General features: G+C 71.4%; 11 protein-coding genes. 5 read left to right on the forward strand and 6 right to left on the reverse strand.

All coding sequences use genetic code 11. The features are described 5' to 3' along the window. Window positions 1-84 precede the first annotated feature (84 nt). The 3 genes from D7X74_RS01925 to D7X74_RS01935 all read right to left on the reverse strand — a co-directional run bounded on the left by D7X74_RS01925 (window position 85) and on the right by D7X74_RS01935 (window position 8521). A complete protein-coding gene (locus tag D7X74_RS01925; protein WP_120531179.1) occupies window positions 85-4614 on the reverse strand; it encodes an SUMF1/EgtB/PvdO family nonheme iron enzyme in 4530 nt (1509 codons plus the stop codon). Beyond that, window positions 4611-6443, reverse strand: coding sequence for a sigma 54-interacting transcriptional regulator (locus tag D7X74_RS01930; protein ID WP_199732653.1), 1833 nt, complete (start codon window positions 6441-6443; stop codon window positions 4611-4613). Before D7X74_RS01930 ends, D7X74_RS01925 begins: the two co-directional genes overlap by 4 nt. Before the next feature lie 380 nt (window positions 6444-6823). Further along, window positions 6824-8521 (reverse strand): PA14 domain-containing protein, encoded by a 1698-nt coding sequence (locus tag D7X74_RS01935; RefSeq protein WP_158622156.1) that lies wholly within the window; start codon window positions 8519-8521, stop codon window positions 6824-6826. A gap of 142 nt (window positions 8522-8663) precedes the next feature. On the opposite strand from D7X74_RS01935, the gene D7X74_RS42865 reads away from it, so the two are divergent. Together D7X74_RS42865 and queD are read left to right on the forward strand one after the other, a co-directional pair. Continuing rightward, complete coding sequence (locus D7X74_RS42865; RefSeq protein ID WP_158622157.1) at window positions 8664-9194, forward strand: hypothetical protein; 531 nt, start codon at window positions 8664-8666, stop codon at window positions 9192-9194. A gap of 86 nt (window positions 9195-9280) precedes the next feature. Continuing rightward, window positions 9281-9664: a 6-carboxytetrahydropterin synthase QueD gene (queD, locus tag D7X74_RS01945; protein ID WP_120531182.1), complete on the forward strand. Its 384-nt coding sequence runs from the start codon at window positions 9281-9283 to the stop codon at window positions 9662-9664. A gap of 4 nt (window positions 9665-9668) precedes the next feature. Here queD and D7X74_RS01950 read toward each other — a convergent pair whose 3' ends face one another. The 3 genes from D7X74_RS01950 to D7X74_RS01960 form a co-directional block, all read right to left on the reverse strand. Beyond that, a complete protein-coding gene (locus tag D7X74_RS01950) occupies window positions 9669-10376 on the reverse strand; it encodes an SDR family oxidoreductase (RefSeq protein WP_120531183.1) in 708 nt (235 codons plus the stop codon). Further along, window positions 10369-10866 (reverse strand): 6-carboxytetrahydropterin synthase, encoded by a 498-nt coding sequence (locus tag D7X74_RS01955; protein WP_120531184.1) that lies wholly within the window; start codon window positions 10864-10866, stop codon window positions 10369-10371. The genes D7X74_RS01950 and D7X74_RS01955 overlap by 8 nt, the downstream gene beginning before the upstream one ends. A gap of 106 nt (window positions 10867-10972) precedes the next feature. Then, the gene (locus tag D7X74_RS01960; protein WP_120531185.1) at window positions 10973-12592 is read right to left on the reverse strand and encodes an NADP-dependent glyceraldehyde-3-phosphate dehydrogenase; all 1620 of its coding nucleotides are present in this window, start codon (window positions 12590-12592) and stop codon (window positions 10973-10975) included. A 209-nt stretch (window positions 12593-12801) separates the two neighbouring features. Here D7X74_RS01960 and D7X74_RS01965 point away from each other — a divergent pair, with 209 nt between their 5' ends. The 3 genes from D7X74_RS01965 to D7X74_RS01975 are packed head-to-tail and all read left to right on the forward strand — an operon-like array spanning window position 12802 to window position 17600. Then, the gene (locus D7X74_RS01965; RefSeq protein ID WP_120531186.1) at window positions 12802-15033 is read left to right on the forward strand and encodes a von Willebrand factor type A domain-containing protein; all 2232 of its coding nucleotides are present in this window, start codon (window positions 12802-12804) and stop codon (window positions 15031-15033) included. A gap of 12 nt (window positions 15034-15045) precedes the next feature. After that, window positions 15046-16896, forward strand: coding sequence for a HAMP domain-containing sensor histidine kinase (locus D7X74_RS01970; protein WP_120531187.1), 1851 nt, complete (start codon window positions 15046-15048; stop codon window positions 16894-16896). Further along, window positions 16893-17600: a response regulator transcription factor gene (locus tag D7X74_RS01975; RefSeq protein WP_120531188.1), complete on the forward strand. Its 708-nt coding sequence runs from the start codon at window positions 16893-16895 to the stop codon at window positions 17598-17600. The genes D7X74_RS01970 and D7X74_RS01975 overlap by 4 nt, the downstream gene beginning before the upstream one ends. Window positions 17601-17667 lie beyond the last annotated feature (67 nt).

Genomic DNA, 17667 nt, shown 5'->3' on the forward strand with positions numbered 1-17667 from the left:
GGGAAGGCGCCGGGCGACGCTTGCTGGCAGGAGTGGCCGGCAAGACTTGCCGGGGGCTGGCGGTCCTTGCCGCGCCGGAGGCTTTCAGAAGCGCGGGGTGGCGCAGACGCGCATGCCCATGAGGGCCTCGCGCTGGGTGGGCTCCACCACGTCCCGGTTCGCGGAGTGCGCGCTCAGGTCGCTCTGGTACCAGCTTCCGCCCTGGGCGGAGGGATGGCCGGGGACCACGTCCGAACGCGTCCACTCCCACACGTTGCCGGCCAGGTCGTCCACGCCGAAGGGACTGCGCGAGCGCGGGTGGCTGCCCACCTCGTCCGGGCCGAAGCCCTGGGGTTCCCGGCCATAGGTCCGGTCGACGTTGGCGTCATCCGTCTCCAGCCCGTCGCCCCCGGGGTAGCGGCGCCCATCCGCGCCCCGGGCCGCCCGCTCCCATTCCCGCTCCGTGCACAGGCGCGCCCCGGGCACCTGGCCGGTGCGGTCCAGCCACACGACGTAGGCCTGCGCGTCCTCGAAGGAGATGGCGGACACCGGGAAGCGGCGCCAGTCCTGCACCGCGCGCCGGTCCCGCTTCCCGTAGCGCACGGGCTCCCCTTCCCTCACGCGGTAGTGCGCCGAGGCCGGGCTCAACTCCAGCCGCCAGCGCCCGTCGGACTCCTCCACCAGCTCCACCCCGGTGAGGCTCTGGCGGTTGCCGGGGCGGCGCAGGGCGCGCTCCTTCGCGGACAGCGACGCGAGGAAGGCGATGTAGTCACCGAACGTCACCTCGTGCCGCGCGATGAGGTAGCCGTCCGTCCGCGTTTCATGGAGAGGGGCGGCGTAGAAGAAGTTGCGCCGCAGGTATTCGCTCTCCGACGCGCCCTGCAGGAAGCGGCCGGGGGGCACGTAGACGAAGCCCTCGGGCACCGCCGAAACCGGCGGCAGCTTCAGGTCCAGCGTCAGGGCTTCATCGGGCCGCAGCAGCACGGGGGCTCGCACGGGAGCGCGGCCCGGGGCCTCCAGCAGGAGCACGTGCGAACCCGGCGGGATGCCCGCTTCGCGCACGGGGCCCTGCCCGAGCTCACGCCCCGGTGACGTCGCGTCCTCTGGCTTCGGACCGAGCAGTCGCACGCGAGCGCCCGGAGGCGACGTCACGACGGAGAGGCGCGCGGGCGCGGACAGCTCCGCCCTCCGGGCTCCGGAGGCGTCGTACAACGCGAGGCGCTTCAACCACTGCTCACGCGCTTCGGGTTGTTGGTGGAGCGCCGAGCGGGCCACCCTCTCCGCCAGCAGGTCCGCCAGGAAGTCCCTCACGTTGGCGCGGCCGGGGTCCAACCCCCACGCGGTCTCCAGCGCGGACAGGGCCCGCAGCGCTTGGGCTTCCGCGGCGCGCTCCACCTCCAGGGCGTGGGACCACACCTTCTCCGCGGCATCCCGATGCTCGCGCCCGAGCGCATCGAAGTGCGCGAAGGCCTCCGTGCGCAGCCGCTGCGCCTCCACATCCGCCGTGTGCGCGGCGACCACGGCGCTCCGGGCTTCGCTCAATTGGTGCGCGATGCGCGACTCCAGTTGGGCCCTGGCCTGAAGGCGCGTGACGACCACCGCGCCCAGCAGCGCCAGGGGCGCGGCGATGGCGGCGGTCCAGCGCACGGCGCGGCGGCGGCGGGCGACCTGCCGGGAACGGGCGAGGAAGTCCTGCTCCCGCGAGCGTCCGGGCCGCGTGCCCACGTCGGAGGCCTCGGTGAGCTGACGGCCCGCGTAGAGGAGTTCCACCGGACGACCCAGGCGGTCCCACTCGGCGGCGGCGCGCTCCAATCGGTGGCGGACGGCGCGCCGCTGCTCGTCCTCGCCCATCCAGCCGCGCAGCGTGTCCCAGCCGGTGAGCAGGCTTTCGTGGGCGAGCGTGTAGACGCCCTCGCCGCCTTCGCCTTCGCCCGCGGTGAGGAGCCGGCCCTGGACCAGCCCTTCCAACACCGAGCGCCCCGCTGCGTCGTCCGGGCCCCGCAGCAGCTCCGCGACGGTGCGGCGCAGGCGCGTGCCCTCGGGGGTGACGAGCTCCAGGAGCAGTTCGCGGGCGCGAGGGCGCTGCTCCGGCCGCAGTCGGGCCACCACCGCGTCCGCGTGACGGGCCAACGCGCCTTCGACACCTCCGAGGGTCTCCAGCGCGGTGGCGGGGATGAGGCCCCGCTCGCGGTCGCGGGCCTCCCAGAGCGCGGCGAGCGTGAACTGCAACAGCGGCAGCCCGCCTTCCGTGCGGGCCGCGGCGGTGACCAGCGCCTGCTCCAGCTCCGGGGACTCGAAGCGCACGCCCAGCGCGCGGACCGGGCCGACGACGGCCTCGCGCAGTCCGTGTTCGGACAGGGCTCGCAGCAGGTGCAGCGCGCGGGGCACCTCTTCGCCCAGGCCGGGCAGGGCCACCAGGCGGGTGAGACAGTCGCTGCGCGCGGTGGCCAGCACGCGCGTCCGGGGCGCGCGGCGCACCACCAGCGCCAGCTCCTCGGAGAGGCGCGCCGCCTGGGCGGGCTCCGAGAAGGTGACGAGTTCCTCGAGCTGGTCGACGAAGAGCAGCACCTGGGGCGCGTGGGGAGGACGGCGGCGCAGGGCTCGCGCCAGGGCGCCGCCCTCTTCGGTTTCCACGGTCGCGAGCAGGGCTTCGGCCGACACGTCGAGCAACGGGGCCAGGGCTTCCACCAGGGAGTCCAACGGGCGGCGGCCCGGCGTGCAGGAGACGACGGCCCACGCGGGTCCACCCTCCCCGGACTGGGAACCGGCGGCGAGGGCGGGCAGGATGCCCGCGCGGCACAGCGACGACTTGCCCACGCCCGAGTCTCCCGCGAGCAGGACGAAGGCATCGCCTCGCAGGCGGTCCAGCACGTCGCGCACTTCGCTTTCACGGCCGAAGAAGACGCCCCGGTGCGCGGCCTCGAAGGGCTGGAGACCACGGTAGGGATTGCCAGTGGGCAGCGCGCCCACGCGGGCGGGAAGGCTCAGCGCTTCGAGGGCTTCGCGCAGGGCATCGCCGGAAGCGAACCGGTGGGCGGGGTTCGTGGAAAGGCACCGGTCCACCACGGCCGCCAGACCCGGAGGAAGCGCGGGCGCCACGTCTGCGAGCGGGCGCGGTGGATGTTCCTCCACCGCGCGGCCCAGGGCCTCCAGGGGCACGCCGTCGTGGGGTGCCACGCCCGCGCACAGCTCATAGAGCAGCACGCCCAGCGCGTAGACATCACTGGCCCGGCTCGCAGGTTCGCCGCGCCAGAGTTCGGGGGCCATGTAGAGCGGAGTGCCCGCGAGCGCGGCGGGAACCGGCAAGGAGCTGTTCCCACCGGTCGCGGGGGGCGCGGCGACACCGCGCGCGGAAGTCGCGGCGGGCAGCGAGCGAGGGTCTTGCGCGGCTTCCGGCGCCGTGTCACCCGATACGGTGGGCAGCGAACGAGGAGCGTGTGTCGCACGCGAGGCTTCCGGCGCCGTGTCATGAAGCAGGGCGGGCAGAGGCCTGAAACCGTGCGTGTCATGCACCCCGTCCTGCGGCCTGGCACCCGACAGGGCGGGCAGAGGCAGCAAGTCTTGCGTTGCACGCGAGCCTTCCGGCGTCCTGGCACCAGAAAGCGTGGGTAGAGGCTGCATGCCTTGCGTGGCATGCGCCCCGTCCTGCGTCCTGGCACCCGACAGGGCGGGCAGAGGCAGCAAGTCTTGCGTCGAGTGCAATCCCTCCGGCGCCGTGTCACCAGACACGGTGCGCGGAGGCAGCAAGTCCTGCGTCACACGAGTCCCTGCATTCGCCATGTCGTCAGACACGGAAGGCGCCGGCAGGAAGTCTCGCGTTACACCCGTCGCAGCATGCACGGCGGCGTCAGACATGGAAGACGGCGGCAAGAAGTCTCGCGTCGCACGCGTCCCCGGCTGCGCCCCGTCGTCAGTCCCAGTGGGTCGCGGCAGAACGTCTTGCGTGGCGTGCGCCACTGCCTGCGCCAGGGATTCAGATGCGGTGGGCAGTGCTGGAAGGTCTTGCGTCGCACGCGCACCCGCGAGTCCGAGTGCCTGCGCGGCGCGCACCTGAGCCGCCGTGTCGTCCGTCAGCGACCGCGTGCCTGCACCGTCGTCCGTCCCATCCTTCTCCGGCGCAACAGCGGGCTCCGTCCACTGACTCCACTCCGCGAGCCCGAAGTCGAGCAGCTTCACCTCGCCGTCCTCCGACAGCACGGCGTTCGCGGGCTTGAGGTCGCGGTGGAGGATGCCTCGGCGGTGGGCGGCGGCCAGTCCTCTTGCCAGGTCGATGCCGAGCCGCAGCGCCAGCCCTCCCTCCACCGGTCGAGCCAGCCGGTCCAGCGACTCTCCTCGAATCAGCTCGGACACGAGGTATGGCTGCCCGCGCACCTCGCCCACGCGGTGGATGGCCACCACGTTGGGGTGCTGGAGCCGGGCGATGGCCCGCGCCTCCTGGAAGAACCTCGCGCGGGCTGTCGCATCCGGCAGCCGGCCCGCCGGCGTGGCAATGAACTTCACCGCCACCTGCCGGTCCAACAACGTGTCCTGGGCCAGGAACACCTGCCCCATCGCCCCCTGTCCCAGGGGACGCAGCAGCCGGTACTCCTCGAACTCGCGCGGAGGCTCCAACAGCGGCCCGGGAGGCGAGCTCATTCGGTCGTGGGTCCCCGACGGCCGGGACGCACCTGCACGCCCAGCTGCTTCAACTTGAAGGAGAACGTCCGGATCGGCATGCCGATGAGCGCCGCGGCCTTCGTCTGCACGCCGTCCGCCGCGTCCAACGCCTCCATCATCCGGCGGCGCTCCAGCTCACGCAGCTCCTGCGCCAATGGCAACCGCGCCCCTGCCTCGGGCGCGGCGACAGCACGTCCAGCCTCCGGCGCGCTCTCCGCTCCAGCCACCGGGGCAGCCCCCTTGCGTCCCATCATGCGAGGCGGAAGGTGGTGCGGCTCCACCACGTCCCCCGCCACCGCCGCGGCGACGTAGTCCATCAGGTTGCGAAGCTCGCGCACGTTGCCGGGCCACGCATGGCGCGACAGCGCGTGCAGCGTGTCCGCGGCCAGCACCAGCTCCGGCCGCCCCAATGCCAGACACGCGCGCGCCAGGAAGTCGCGCGCCAGGAGCGGCACCTCCCGAGGGCGCTCCCGCAGGGGCGGCAACAACACCGTGGCCGCGCCCAGGCGGAAGTACAGGTCCTCCCGGAACCGCCCGGCCGCCACCTCCGCCTCCAGGTCGCGGTGCGTGGCGGCCACCACGCGCAGGTCGATGGGACGCTCGCGCGTGTCACCCACGCGCGTGATGCGACGCACCTCCAGCGCGCGCAGCAGCTTGGCCTGCGCGGACGCGGGCAGCTCCCCCACCTCGTCGAGGAAGACGGTGCCGCCCTGCGCGCTCTCCAGCAGGCCCGCGCGCGACGTGGTCGCCCCCGTGAAGGCGCCCTTCTCGTTGCCGAACAGCTCGCTCTCCACCAGGCCTTCCGGGAGCGCGGCGCAGTTCACGGCGATGAACGGCCCGGTGCCACGGCGCGACCAGTGATGCACCGCGAACGCCGCGTTCTCCTTGCCCACGCCCGTCTCACCGCACACCAGCACCGGCAGCTCGCTGGCCGCCAGCCGGCGCAGGAGCGCGTAGAGCTGGGACATGGCGGGGTCCGCCACCAGCACCGTGCGCCCGGCCAGGTCCAGCCGCGTCGCCCCTTCCGCCGCCGCCGCCGCCCGTCCCGGCTTCGCGGCCTGCGCCGCCGTGCGCGCGACCGCCACCAGCGTGTCCGCGTCACAGCCATCCGTGGGACAGGCCGCCGTGCCCAGCCGTGCCCGGGGAAACGCCGTCAGCAGCGCCTCCATGCGCTCGCCGAACTCCTCTTCGCCCGGCTCGCCGGACACCTCCGGCAACACGCACAGCAGGTGCGCGGCGTCCAACCACCCCACGGCCTCCGCCGGCCCCGCCTCCGCCGTCAGCAGGGCCTCCACCGACTCACGGCTTGCGGAGGGCGAGTCCGGCAGCGCCAGCACCAGCACCGACAGCGGTCGGCCATAGCGCAGCGCACGGTCCACCTCCTCGCGCAGGTGCTCCATCAGCCGCTCGGACTCCAACGTGCGCCGGGCCGCCACGGAACGGACGCGGGCACGCACCACCGCCACCACCCCGCCAAAGGACAGCACGTCCCCGGACAGGAGCAGGTGCGCCCCCTCCACCTGCCGGCCGTTGACCAGCGTGCCGTTGTGGCTGCCCAGGTCCACGACCCGCGCCCCCTCCTCCGTCACCAGGATGCGGGCATGCCGCCGGGAAACACTCTCGTCCTTCAGCCGCAGGTCCGCCGGCTCGTCCCGGCCCACCAGCACCGTGCCCTCGGCGGGCAGCGTGAAGCGCCACGAAGAGTCGCCCTCCATCACCAGGAGGTAGGCGGCACCGGAGTCCGGGGGCTCCGACCCCACCCTTCCGAGGGGGCGCGTCTCACGGGCACTGGGAATCGGGGAGGACATCGCGCGAATTCCAATGCTGTCACGTTCTCGTCCAGGAGGACAGCCCGGACGGGATGGACGGGTGCGCCCCGGCCCCGGTCGCGGACCGGTCTTCATTGGCGTGACGTCATCGGCAGGTGTTGGCTGGGGCGGCCGTGCGGCTCCAGCAGCGCGAGGACACGGACTGACTCCGACAGGGACGTGCGGCTCTTCATCATGGGAATGGGTCGCCCTCGCGCGGCATCGCGCCATGCGGGCCGGCAGGGCGGGCGAGAACCCGGTAGAGCAACGGCGGTGCCAGGAGGCCCTCCCCCCTGGGAGCCCCCCGGCCCGGCAAGCCTTGCCGTGTCACGGACTGGCAAGGCTTGCCATGGCCCGGCAGGAGTTGCCGGAGCATCACCTCATCGGGGACTGCACACCGTGGCGCCTTCGTTCCAGAGGGTGACGTTGCCCACCGGGGACACGGAGCAGAAGGCCCCACAGCAGTCCTCGTTGGAGCGGCACTGCGAGCCCAGCGGCCGGCAGGTGAAGTGCGGCGGCGTGCTCAGCGCCGTGGTGACGGTCTGCCACGGGATGCCAGGGCCGGACCACGACAACCGCGCGTGGGCGTTGCCATGCCCCTCGAAGAACTCCATCACCAAGGCATGCGGGCTGTTCGCCGTCAGGACCACGGAGACGTCGTGCGTCTGCCCGCCCTCCGCCTCCATCCAGTCATCCACCAGCAGCGAGCCATCCAGCCACAGGCGAACGCCATCCTCCGTGGAGGTGCGCAGCGTGTACGTGCCGGAGGTCGGCGCCGTCAGCGTGGCGGACCAGCGCGCGGACCAGCGGTCCGCGGGCACACCGGACACGGGCGCCGTGGCGCTCCAGAACGTTCCCACGAAGTCCTCCCGCCGAACGACGGCGCGGTTGTAGAGGAACTCGGAGGTGAAATACTCGGCCTTCACCCCGGGCTGCCCTTCCGGCACCTCGGGCGTGCACACCGCGTCGCCTTCGTTCCAGATGGTGACGTTGCCCACCGGGAACACGCTGCACGTCCCCGAGCGGCACTGCGCATGGGCCGTGCAGTGGGCGCCCAGCGGACGGGGCAGGGGCAGCGCCGCCGCCTCCAGGCGCGACACGGGGATGGTCTGCCAGGGCTGGCTGGCGCTCTGCCACTGGAGCAGCACGGAGGCCAGGGCCTCCGCGTCGAAGAACTCCAGCACCACGCTGGCGGGAACGTCCGCCGCGAGCGGGATGGAGCCGGTGCGCTGTTCGACGCCGGCGTGTTCAAACCAGTCATCCACGAGCAGCCGGCCGTTGATCCACAGACGCACGCCCCCGCTGGCCGCGGTGCGGAAGGTGTACGTCTGCGTGAACGCGGGCGTCACGAACCCTTCGAGGCGCACGCCGAAGAAGTCCGCCGGGATGCCGTCCACGGGCGCGCCCGTCCCGGCGTACACGTCCACGGTGGACAGGTGGCGCAGCACCGGCACGCCCTGCATCCGGATGTTGGGGAAGAAGCGCGCCACCACGCCGGGCTCGCTGCCCGTGAACTTCAGGATGACGACGTACTGCGCGTTGGTGCCCTGCGCCGGTGAAGCCATGCCGCCGCCCAGGGTCAGCGTCCCCGCGGGCAGGGACTTCACATACACCTTCATCGGCGTGGAGGAGGCGGGCGTGGTCGCGGAAGGATCATTGGTGGCGAGCACCTCGTCGGTGAGCGCCCACGTGCCGTCCGCGAGCCACGCGGGCAGCACCGTGTTGCGCCAGTCCATGGCCACGTAGACGGTGGCGGCGGAGTTCAATCCCAGCCGCACCTGCGAGGCCCCCGCGTAGAGCTTGTCGTCATTCGCCGCCTGGAGCAGCACTCCGCCCTGGAGTCGCGAGGACAGGCCGGTGAGCGTGTACGTCCGGTCGATGTAGAGCGGGGTGCCCACCTGCGCGGTGGCGAACGTGTAGGGACGCCCGGTGCCCACCGCCTCCAGAGTGACCAGTCCATTGGCGGAGGTCAGGCCCTGTGCGCGGGTCGCGGTGCGGTCGGAAGTGGATTCAGGCACGGGGCCACACGCCACCAACGTGGCGAGCACCAGGGTGCACGGGAGCAGGAGACTGCGCATCGGAACGCCTCTTGGAAAAAGGGGCCGGCAGCCTCCGCTGGCACCTCCTCCGAGGGAAGGGCGGTGACACCCAAGCATCTGATTCCAGGTAATCTCCGCGTCGGCCGGAACCCGTCCGGCTTCCCCGACACAGGACAGCACCATGCACGACGCATCCACCGGCGACTCCCGGCAGCAGCGCATTTCCCCGTTCCTCCGCCTCCCCCTCCTGATGCTGGTGGGAGCACTGACGCTGGGCGCCACGGTCGGCTGTGGGAGCGACGGTCCTCCCGACTGTGACACCGGCTGTCGGATGGAAGGGACGTATGCGCTCACCTTCGCGGCTCCGAGTCCCTTGCCAGCCGGTTGCACCGAGGCAGGCCTGTCATTGCCCACGGGCCCCCTCGTCATCTCCAGCCGGAGCGGAGGCGCGGGCCTCCTGGTCGCGACGCTCCAGGGAGTGACGTTGGAGGGGACCTACAGGGAGGAGTCCGGGCTGGAGATCCTCATGAATGCCGAGGCGACAAGCGGGGCGGGTGTCCGCTACGCCGTCCTCCTCGAGGGCCGCTTCGCCCCCACGCCGACGAGCGTCACCGCGCCCGCGGCCTTCCAGGGCGAGTACAACCTCTACCGGCTGGGCAGTGACGGGGCGTCCTGCACGCTCGCGCGCGAGCTCACCGCGACGCGCCAGTAGGCCGCCAGGCGTCCGGGCCCTCCTGGCATGGCGGATGGACGGGGGTGGGGATCGAAGGTACAAGGCCGCCGCATGGAGGCCGTACCGTGAAGAAGACCCCCCTCATCACCGAAATCTCGAAGGAATACACCTTCGAGGCCGCGCACCACCTGCCGCACGTGCCCCAGGGGCACAAGTGCTCCCGCGTGCACGGCCACAGCTACCGCATCGAAATCACCCTCCAGGGCCCGCTGCACCCGCAGCTCGGCTGGATTGTCGACTTCGCGGAGCTGAACGCCGCCTGGGAGCCGCTCCACGCCCAGCTGGACCACCGGCTGCTCAACGACGTGCCCGGCCTGGAGAACCCCACGAGCGAGCTGCTGGCCGCGTGGCTCTACGAGCGCCTGGACATCCCCGGCGTGCGCGTCTCCCGCCTCAAGGTGGCGGAGACCTGCATGTCCTCCTGCACCGTGTTCCCGGCGCCGGCCTGACGCTTCAGGTCTCCACCTGTCCCAGGTTGGCGTGGAGGACCGCGCCATTCAGGATGGGTGTCCTGGCGCAGGTGTAGAGGAAGTCCGCGACCTCCTCGGGCGTGATGATCCGCCCGAAGGTCGTCCGTGCCGCCACGCTCGCGCGGGCGGCCGCGTCTCCCCCCAGGTGTTCCCGAAGGATCTCCGTGTCGGTGAACCCGGGGCAGACGCAGGCGGTGTGGATCTGCGTGCCGACCAGCTCCTGGCAGGTGGCGCGCATCATCCCCACCATCGCGTGCTTGGTCGTCACATAGGACGCGATGCCCTTCACGGCCTTCTCCGCCAGCGTGGAGCCCACGTAGAGGATGGACGAGCCATCCGTGAGCAGCGGGCGCACCAGGCGGTTGAGCACCAGGGGGGCGACGACGTTGACCTCCAGCACTTGGCGGAAGTGCTCCGCGTCCATCGCCAGCGCCTCGTCATGCACGTAGCGGGCGGCGTTGTGCACCAGGCACACGCGGCCCCCGCCCCTGCCGGGACCTTCCCGCAGCGCCGGGACGAACGTCGCCTCCCAGCCCGGGACGGCGAGGTCCACTTCCACGTTCACGACGTCCGGCACGGTGCACGGGTTGCGCGACACGTTCATCACGCGCCAGCCTTCCCGCTGGAAGCGCTCCGCGGTCGCCCGTCCGATGCCCCGGCTGGCGCCGGTGATGAGGGCCCAGTCAGCCATGCTGTCCCCACTCCCAGGTGGCCCACTGACCGGGGCCCGAAGCGCACTTCACCAACAGGTGCGTGATGCGGTCGCGCGCCATCGCGGTGCCGTCGCCCACCAGATCCTCGCCGAAGACGCGCGCCAGCTCCTCCAGCGTCACGTTGGGCGCGGGCAGCACCGTCACGTCGCGAGCGAGGAAGTACAGCTCCTCGCCGTTGAAGTGCGCCTTGTAGTTGCCCTGCGCGTCCTGCTCCAGGCGCAGGTGCCGTGAGCGGCCGGGCAGGAAGAAGGTCTCATTCCAGGCCTTGCACCGCGTGATGACGGCCTGCTTGAGCGGGCCGTAGTCCGCGAGCAGGCCGTCCTCGGACACCTCGCCCGTCAACGCGACGTAGACGGTGAAGTTGTGCCCATGCAGGTTCTCGCGGTGCGTGGCGGAGAAGATGGTGAAGTGCCCCGCGGAGAACTTCATCTCTTCCTTGTGCAGCTCGATGGTCGTTGTGCGCGCCATGGGGATGGCGCAGGGCTTAGCACCAAGGGCGGAGGGAGCGGAACCACCCTGGCCCCCTCTGCCACCTGCTCCCCTGCCCTCCGTTTCCCAGGCAACCCGAAGACGACTAGAAGAGGAAGTCGGTGGTGAGGAAGTCCGACTCCCGCCGGGTGAGGATGGACTGGACCAGGGTGGTGTTGTCGGGCGTCGTCTTCGTCGCCACCAGCGTCCGGATGGAGAACACCCGGAGCGCGTCCGCGACCGACAGGGTGCCTTCCGCGGAGTCCTTGCGGCCGTTGAACGGGAAGGTGTCCGGCCCGCGCTGGCACTGGCAGTTGAGGTTGATGCGTCCCACCTGGTTGGAGAACGCGTCGATGAACCGGCCGATGCGCGCCGAGTCCTTGCCGAACAGGCTGAGCTGCTGGCCGAACTGCGACTGCACCACCAGCCGGACCGCCTCCGCGTCGTCGTCGAACACCATCACCGGGACCACCGGACCGAACTGCTCCTCGCTCGCGAGCCGCATCCCCTGCGTCACCGGGTACACCACCGTGGGGGCGTAGAACGACCGCGACGACTGGCCGCCCGTCGTGTTCACCACCCGGGCCCCCTTGGACACGGCGTCGTCCACCAGCCCCTGGAGGTAGGCCGCCTTGCCCGGCTCAGGCAGCGGCGTGACGGCGACGCCCGGGTCCCAGGGCATGCCGGGCTTGAGCTTGTCCACCGCGGCCGTGAACTTCGCGAGGAACGCGTCCACGATGCTCCGGTGCACCACCAGCAGCTTGAGCGCCGTGCACCGCTGGCCGTTGAAGGACAGCGTGCCGGTGATGCACTCCTTCACGGCGTTATCCAGGTCCGCGTCCTGCAGGATGATGGCCGGGTTCTTCGCGTCCAGGCCCAGCACCGCCTTGAGCCGGTGCGGCCGGGGGTGCATCCGCTTCAGCTCGCTGGCGCCCTTGTTGGTGCCGATGAAGGCGAACAGGTCCACCTGCCCGCTCTCCATCAGCGCGCCCACCGTCTCCCGGCCCCGGCCGTAGATGATGTTGATGACGCCGGGCGGGAAGCAGTCGCGGAAGGCCTCCAGCAGCGGGCGCACCAGCAGCACGCCGAACTTCGCCGGCTTGAACACCACCGTGTTGCCCATCAGCAGCGCGGGGAAGAGCGTGCTGAAGGTCTCGTTGAGCGGGTAGTTGTACGGGCCCATGCACAGCGCCACGCCCACCGGGCCCCGGCGGATCTGCGCCATGATGCCCTGCTCCTGCACGAAGCGGGACGAGGTGTGGTCCAGCTCCTTCAGCGCGCGGATGGTTTCGACGATCAGGTCGACGGTGCGGTCGAACTCCTTCTCCGAGTCCGGCTGCGTCTTGCCAATCTCCCACATCAGCAGATTCACGACCGCCGTGCGCTGGGCGCGCATCGCGACGAGGAAGCGCTCCACGTGCTCGATGCGCTGGGCCACCTTCAGGGTGGGCCACACGCCCCGGCCCAGGTCGTACGCCTTCACCGCCGCCGCGAGCGCGTCCAGGGACTCGCGCGAGGTGAGCAGCGGCGTCGCGCCAATCACCTTCTGCTGGAGCCCTTCCGGCGTCCGGAGGAACACGGGGCTCTGCACGGGGTTGAGTTCGCCCGCCCAGGTGCGCAGCTCGCCTCCCACGAGGTACTCGCGCTGCTCCAGATAGGCGGGGAGCCGGACACCAGGAGGAATCTGCGCGTCGGTGGGGAACAGGTCGTCGAGTGCCGTCGTCATGGGCGCCCTTTTTAACCAAGCGCCCCGCCACCGGCACGACTTCCCGCGCGGACGGGGCCGGATGATGTGGGTGTGGGCGCCGGACGCTCGCGCCCGGGCCCGCGTTCCCGTCATGATGAAACCATGATGAGGAGACGAGCCTCCCGTGCGGTTCGATGCGGGGTGCATCGGGATGATGGCTCCACCCTGAGGCACCGAGGTGGCCCACGATGACGTCCCTCCTTCGCAGTCCCCTGTTCGCGCTCCTGCTGCTGTTCGCGGCGCCAGTGCTGGCCCAACCTGACGCGGGCGACGTGAGCACGGGCGTCATCCTTGGAACGGTCCTCGACGGCAAGACGAAGAAGCCCGTCTTCGAGGTGGTCATCACCGCGACCTCTCCGAGCCTCCGGTTCGAGCGGGTGGCGGTCTCCGATGGCCAGGGGAACTTCCGCATCGAGGCGCTTCCGGCGGGCGTCTACGCGTTGCGTGCGGAAAGGGAGGTCTACAAGCCGTCCGCGCGGACGGGCCTCCACCTCCAGGAGCAGCGCACCGTACGGGTCGACATGGAGCTGGAACCCGACCCTTCCTTCAGCACCAGCGCGGCGCCCCTCGTCGACATGAACTCCGCGAATTCCAACGCCGTCGTGGACGCGGAGTTCATCAAGCGCATCGCGATGGCCCGCCCGGTGGGCAAAGGGGGAGCGCGCAGCTTCGAGTCCCTGGCAGAAGTCGCGCCCGGCTCCGCGTCCGATTCGTACGGTGTCTCCCTCCATGACTCAGCCATGTCCGGCGTCCCCGAGGGGGGCTACGTGATTGATGGCCTGAGCACGAATGACTACGTGAGCGAATCCAGCAGGAACGACCGGCAGCGCGCTCCGGCCTGGGCCCTGCCGTACATGCACATCGTCGTCCCGGACGGCACGCCACAGACGGTGTACCGCGCCCCCGAGGTCCCCCGGGGACCGTTGAATGACACCCACGACATCGTGATCGTCGCCCCACCGGAGCGCACCGTGGCCCCGCCAGGGAAGCGCTTCTTCGACATGTACTTCAAGGGCCACGGGGTGAACCCCACGGTGGACACCGAGGAGGAGCGCTTCTCCACCTTCTCCGTGGACACGGACACGGCCTCGTACACGCTGACGCGGGCCTACCTCCAGCGCGGCTCGCTGCCGGATGAACAGGCGGTGCGCGTGGAGGAGTTCGTCAACAGCTTCGACTACGGCTACCCGGCCGCGCCGGACGCCCCCTTCAGCGTGAACGTGGAGGGCTTCCCGTCCCCCGCGCGCAAGGGCTACCACGTGGTGCGCATCGGCGTGAAGGCGCGCGAAGTCAGCCACGCGCAGCGCAAACCCAGCCATCTGGTGTTCGTCATCGATGTGTCCGGGTCCATGAACATGGACAACCGGCTGGGGCTGGTGAAGCGGGCGCTGAACCTGCTGGTGAACGCGCTGGATGAGCGGGACCGGGTGTCCATCGTCGTCTACGGCAGCGAGGCGCGGCTCGTGCTCGGGCCCACCAACGCCAGACAGAAGTCCCTGCTGCGCGCCGCCATCGACGGGCTCACCACGGAGGGCTCCACCAACGCGCAGGCGGGCCTCGAACTGGGCTACGCCCTGGCCGCGAACCACCTCCAGGAGGGCGGCATCAACCGCATCATCCTGTGCTCGGACGGCGTGGCCAACAGCGGCATCACCGACGCGGATGGCCTGTGGGCGCGGGTGAAGGAGCGCGCGGCGGCGGGCATCACCCTGTCCGCGGTGGGCTTCGGGATGGGCAACTACAACGACGCGCTGATGGAGCGGATGGCGCAGGTGGGCGAGGGCAACTACGCCTACGTGGACGCGCTGGACGAGGCCCGCCGCATCTTCGTGCAGAACCTGAGCGGCACGCTCCAGGTGGTGGCCAAGGACGTGAAGCTCCAGGTGGAGTTCGACCGCAAGACGGTGTCCCGCTACCGCCTCATCGGCTACGAGAACCGCCTGCTCACCCGGCAGCAGTTCTCCGACGACAGCGTGGACGCGGGCGAGGTGGGCGCGGGCCACGCCGTCACCGCCCTCTACGAGGTGAAGCTGCGCGAAGCGTCCCGGCCCACCTTCGGCACGCTGCGCATCCGCTACAAGCAGCCCGAGGGCGGCGATTCGCGCCTCATCGAGAAGGACATGACCTCTTCCCTCATGCGCCCCGCCTTCGAGCAGGCCGCCTCGCCCACGCGCCTGTCCTACGTCGCGGCCGCCTTCGCGGAGAAGCTGCGCGGCTCCTACTGGGCGCGTCCGCTCACCTACGACGCGCTCGTATCGCTGTGGGAGGAGCTGGGCACGCCCCTGAAGGACCAGGAGGACGTGGCGGAGCTGGGGACGCTCATCCGCGAGGCGCGGAAGCTGGACCGCCGCAAGGACCGCTTCGAGTCCTTCGCGCCGGTGCGCACCATGGACGCCGACCGCGTCCCCACCTTCAAGTAAGGCCCCGCCCGAATGTTCCGCCGGCTGCTGCCCACCTTCGTCGCCCTCGTGCTCGGCCTCGCCGGGCTCGGGGTCGGCCTGGGCTACCTCCAGCGCATCTTCGCCGCTGAGCGCGAGGATGCGCGGGCCTCGCTCCAGGCCCGGCGCGAGGTCCTGGAGCAGTACGCCCGCGTCTCCCTGGGGCAGGCGCTGCGCGAAGGGTTGGAGTCCGCGCGTCCCACGCTGGAGGCCGCGAAGGAGGATCCGCTGGTGGCCGCGCAGGGGCTGTACCTGCGCGAACAGGAGGAACAACTGCTGCCCCGGCTGGCCCTCTTCGACACCGCCGGGGACTCGCCCGCGAAGGACCGCTACGCGCGGCTGCGGGCCCGCCAGGAGGCCGCGGACGAGGACGAAGGCCCGTGGCGGGAACGGCTGGAGCAGTTGCAGGCGGTGGAGCGGGCCCTGGCGGCGAAGGACCCCAAGGGCACCCTGGAGGCGGTGATGGCGCTCTCGCGACACCGGGCCCGCTTCGTGCTCGCGTCCACGCGCGACCTGCCGTCGCTGCTGATGGTGCTGGAGGACGTGGCCAAGAGGGGCGACCTGGTGCCCGACCTGATGCGGGCGCTGGTGCGCGACGGACTGCGGGATGGACAGGGCGAAGGACGGTTGGAGGGACTGCAGCGGTTGCTGCTCCTCAAGCGCTCGCGCTTCACGCCGGAGGACTTCGACTTCCTGCGCGGACGGGTGGCGGCCCTCTCCCTGCGCGTGGGCGTCCCGGTGGCGGATTTCGAGGCGAGGGCCCGGGAGCTGGCCACCACGCCGCTGGACCTGCCCGCGTCCGTTTCGGAGCCGCTGCTGACGCGGACGGGCTGGTACCTGGAGCCCCGCCAGCGACACGGCGCCCTGGGCCTGGCGCTGGACCTGCCTGGCCTGATGGAGGGACTCACCCGCGAGATGCGCGAGCGGGGCCTGCTGGAAGCGGACGGACGCGTGTCCCTGCCCGGGGACGCGCCGGTGCTGGTGCTCGCGTCGCTGCCGGTGGCGGTGGCGTCCTCCGCGTGGGCGAAGGGCGAGGCGGCGCTGGAGAACCGCTACCGGCTCAAGTCGCTGATGCTGGTGCTGTGCGCGGCGCTGGCGCTCACCATCGCGGCGCTGGCCTTCGTGGCGCAGCACCGCAAGTACCGCTTCCTGGAGCTGAAGAGCGACTTCGTGGCCACGGTGTCGCACGAGCTGCGCACGCCGCTGGCGTCCATCCGCCTGCTCGCGGAGACGCTGGAGTGGCGTCTGGCGGAAGGCGCGGACGCGAAGGACTACCCCGCGCGCATCATCCACGAGGCGGACGGGCTGGGCTTCCTGGTGGAGAACCTGCTGTCCTTCAACCGCATCGACAAGGGGCGCTGGGTGCCCCGGCTCGCGCCGGTGCGGCTGGATGAGCTGGTGTCCGGGCTGCGCCGGGACCTGGCGTCAGGAACTCCGGTGCCGGTGGAGCTGACGGCGGACGTGGACGCGCGCGAGCTGAACGCGGACGCGCAGCTCTTGCGGCTGCTGCTGGCGAACCTGGCGCGCAACGCCTGCGCGTACAACACCCGCAGCCCCGTGCGCCTGCACGTGGCGACGCTGCCCGGAGGACGGGTGCACTTCACGGACAACGGCACCGGCATCCCGGAGGCGGAGTGGGAGCGAGTCTTCGGCGAGTTCCACCGGCTGGCCGGCAGGAGCGGCCGCGAGGTGCCCGGCAGCGGGCTGGGGCTCGCGCTGTGCCGCCGCATCGCCCGGTTGCATGGAGGCACGCTGCGCGTGGCGGCCTCCAGCGACGAAGGCACCACCTTCGAATTGACCCTTCCTGAATCCCCATCCGGAGCACGGACCCGGAGCACCGCATGAACGCCGCCCCCACCCTGCTCGTCGTGGAGGATGACCCGAACCTGCGGCTCGCGCTGCGGGACAACCTGGAGCACCAGGGAGGCTACGCGGTGGAGGAGGCCGCCACGGTGCGGGAGGCGCGCGAGCACCTGGCCCGCCGCGACTTCCAGCTCATCCTCCTGGACGTGATGCTGCCGGACGGCGACGGCTATGCGCTGTGCCGCGCGCTGCGCGAGGAGGGCTCCACCGTGCCGGTGCTGATGCTCACCGCGCGCACGCTGGAGGAGGACGTGGTGCGCGGCTTCGAGGTGGGCGCCCAGGACTACCTGGGCAAGCCCTACCGGCTGCGGGAATTGCTGGCGCGCGTGGGGGCCCAGGTGAAGCGCGCGGGCGCGGGCATCGCGACGACGAAGCTGCTGCGCTTCGCGGGCTACAGCGTGGACCTGGACCGGCGCCGGGTGGTGACGCCGGAGGGCGCGGAGGTGGAGCTGACGCGCAAGGAGTTCGACCTGCTGGCCTTCCTCGTGCGTGAGCGCGAGCGGGCCCTGCGCAGGGACGAAATCCTGGATGCCGTCTGGGGCACGGATGTCGTCGTGGATCCGCACACGGTGGACAACTTCGTCTCCAGCCTGAAGCGAAAGCTCCAGTGGACCCCCGCGTCGCGCTTCTCCATCCAGACCGTGCGCGGTGTCGGCTATCGGATGGAGGTGGAGAAGAGCCCCTGAGCCCTGGGGTAGCGTGCCTAGCCTGCCCGGGCCGGCGGATGGACCGCACGAACACACGGAAGGCACG

Source organism: Corallococcus sp. CA047B, from assembly GCF_003612065.1.
Lineage (GTDB): Bacteria > Myxococcota > Myxococcia > Myxococcales > Myxococcaceae > Corallococcus > Corallococcus praedator.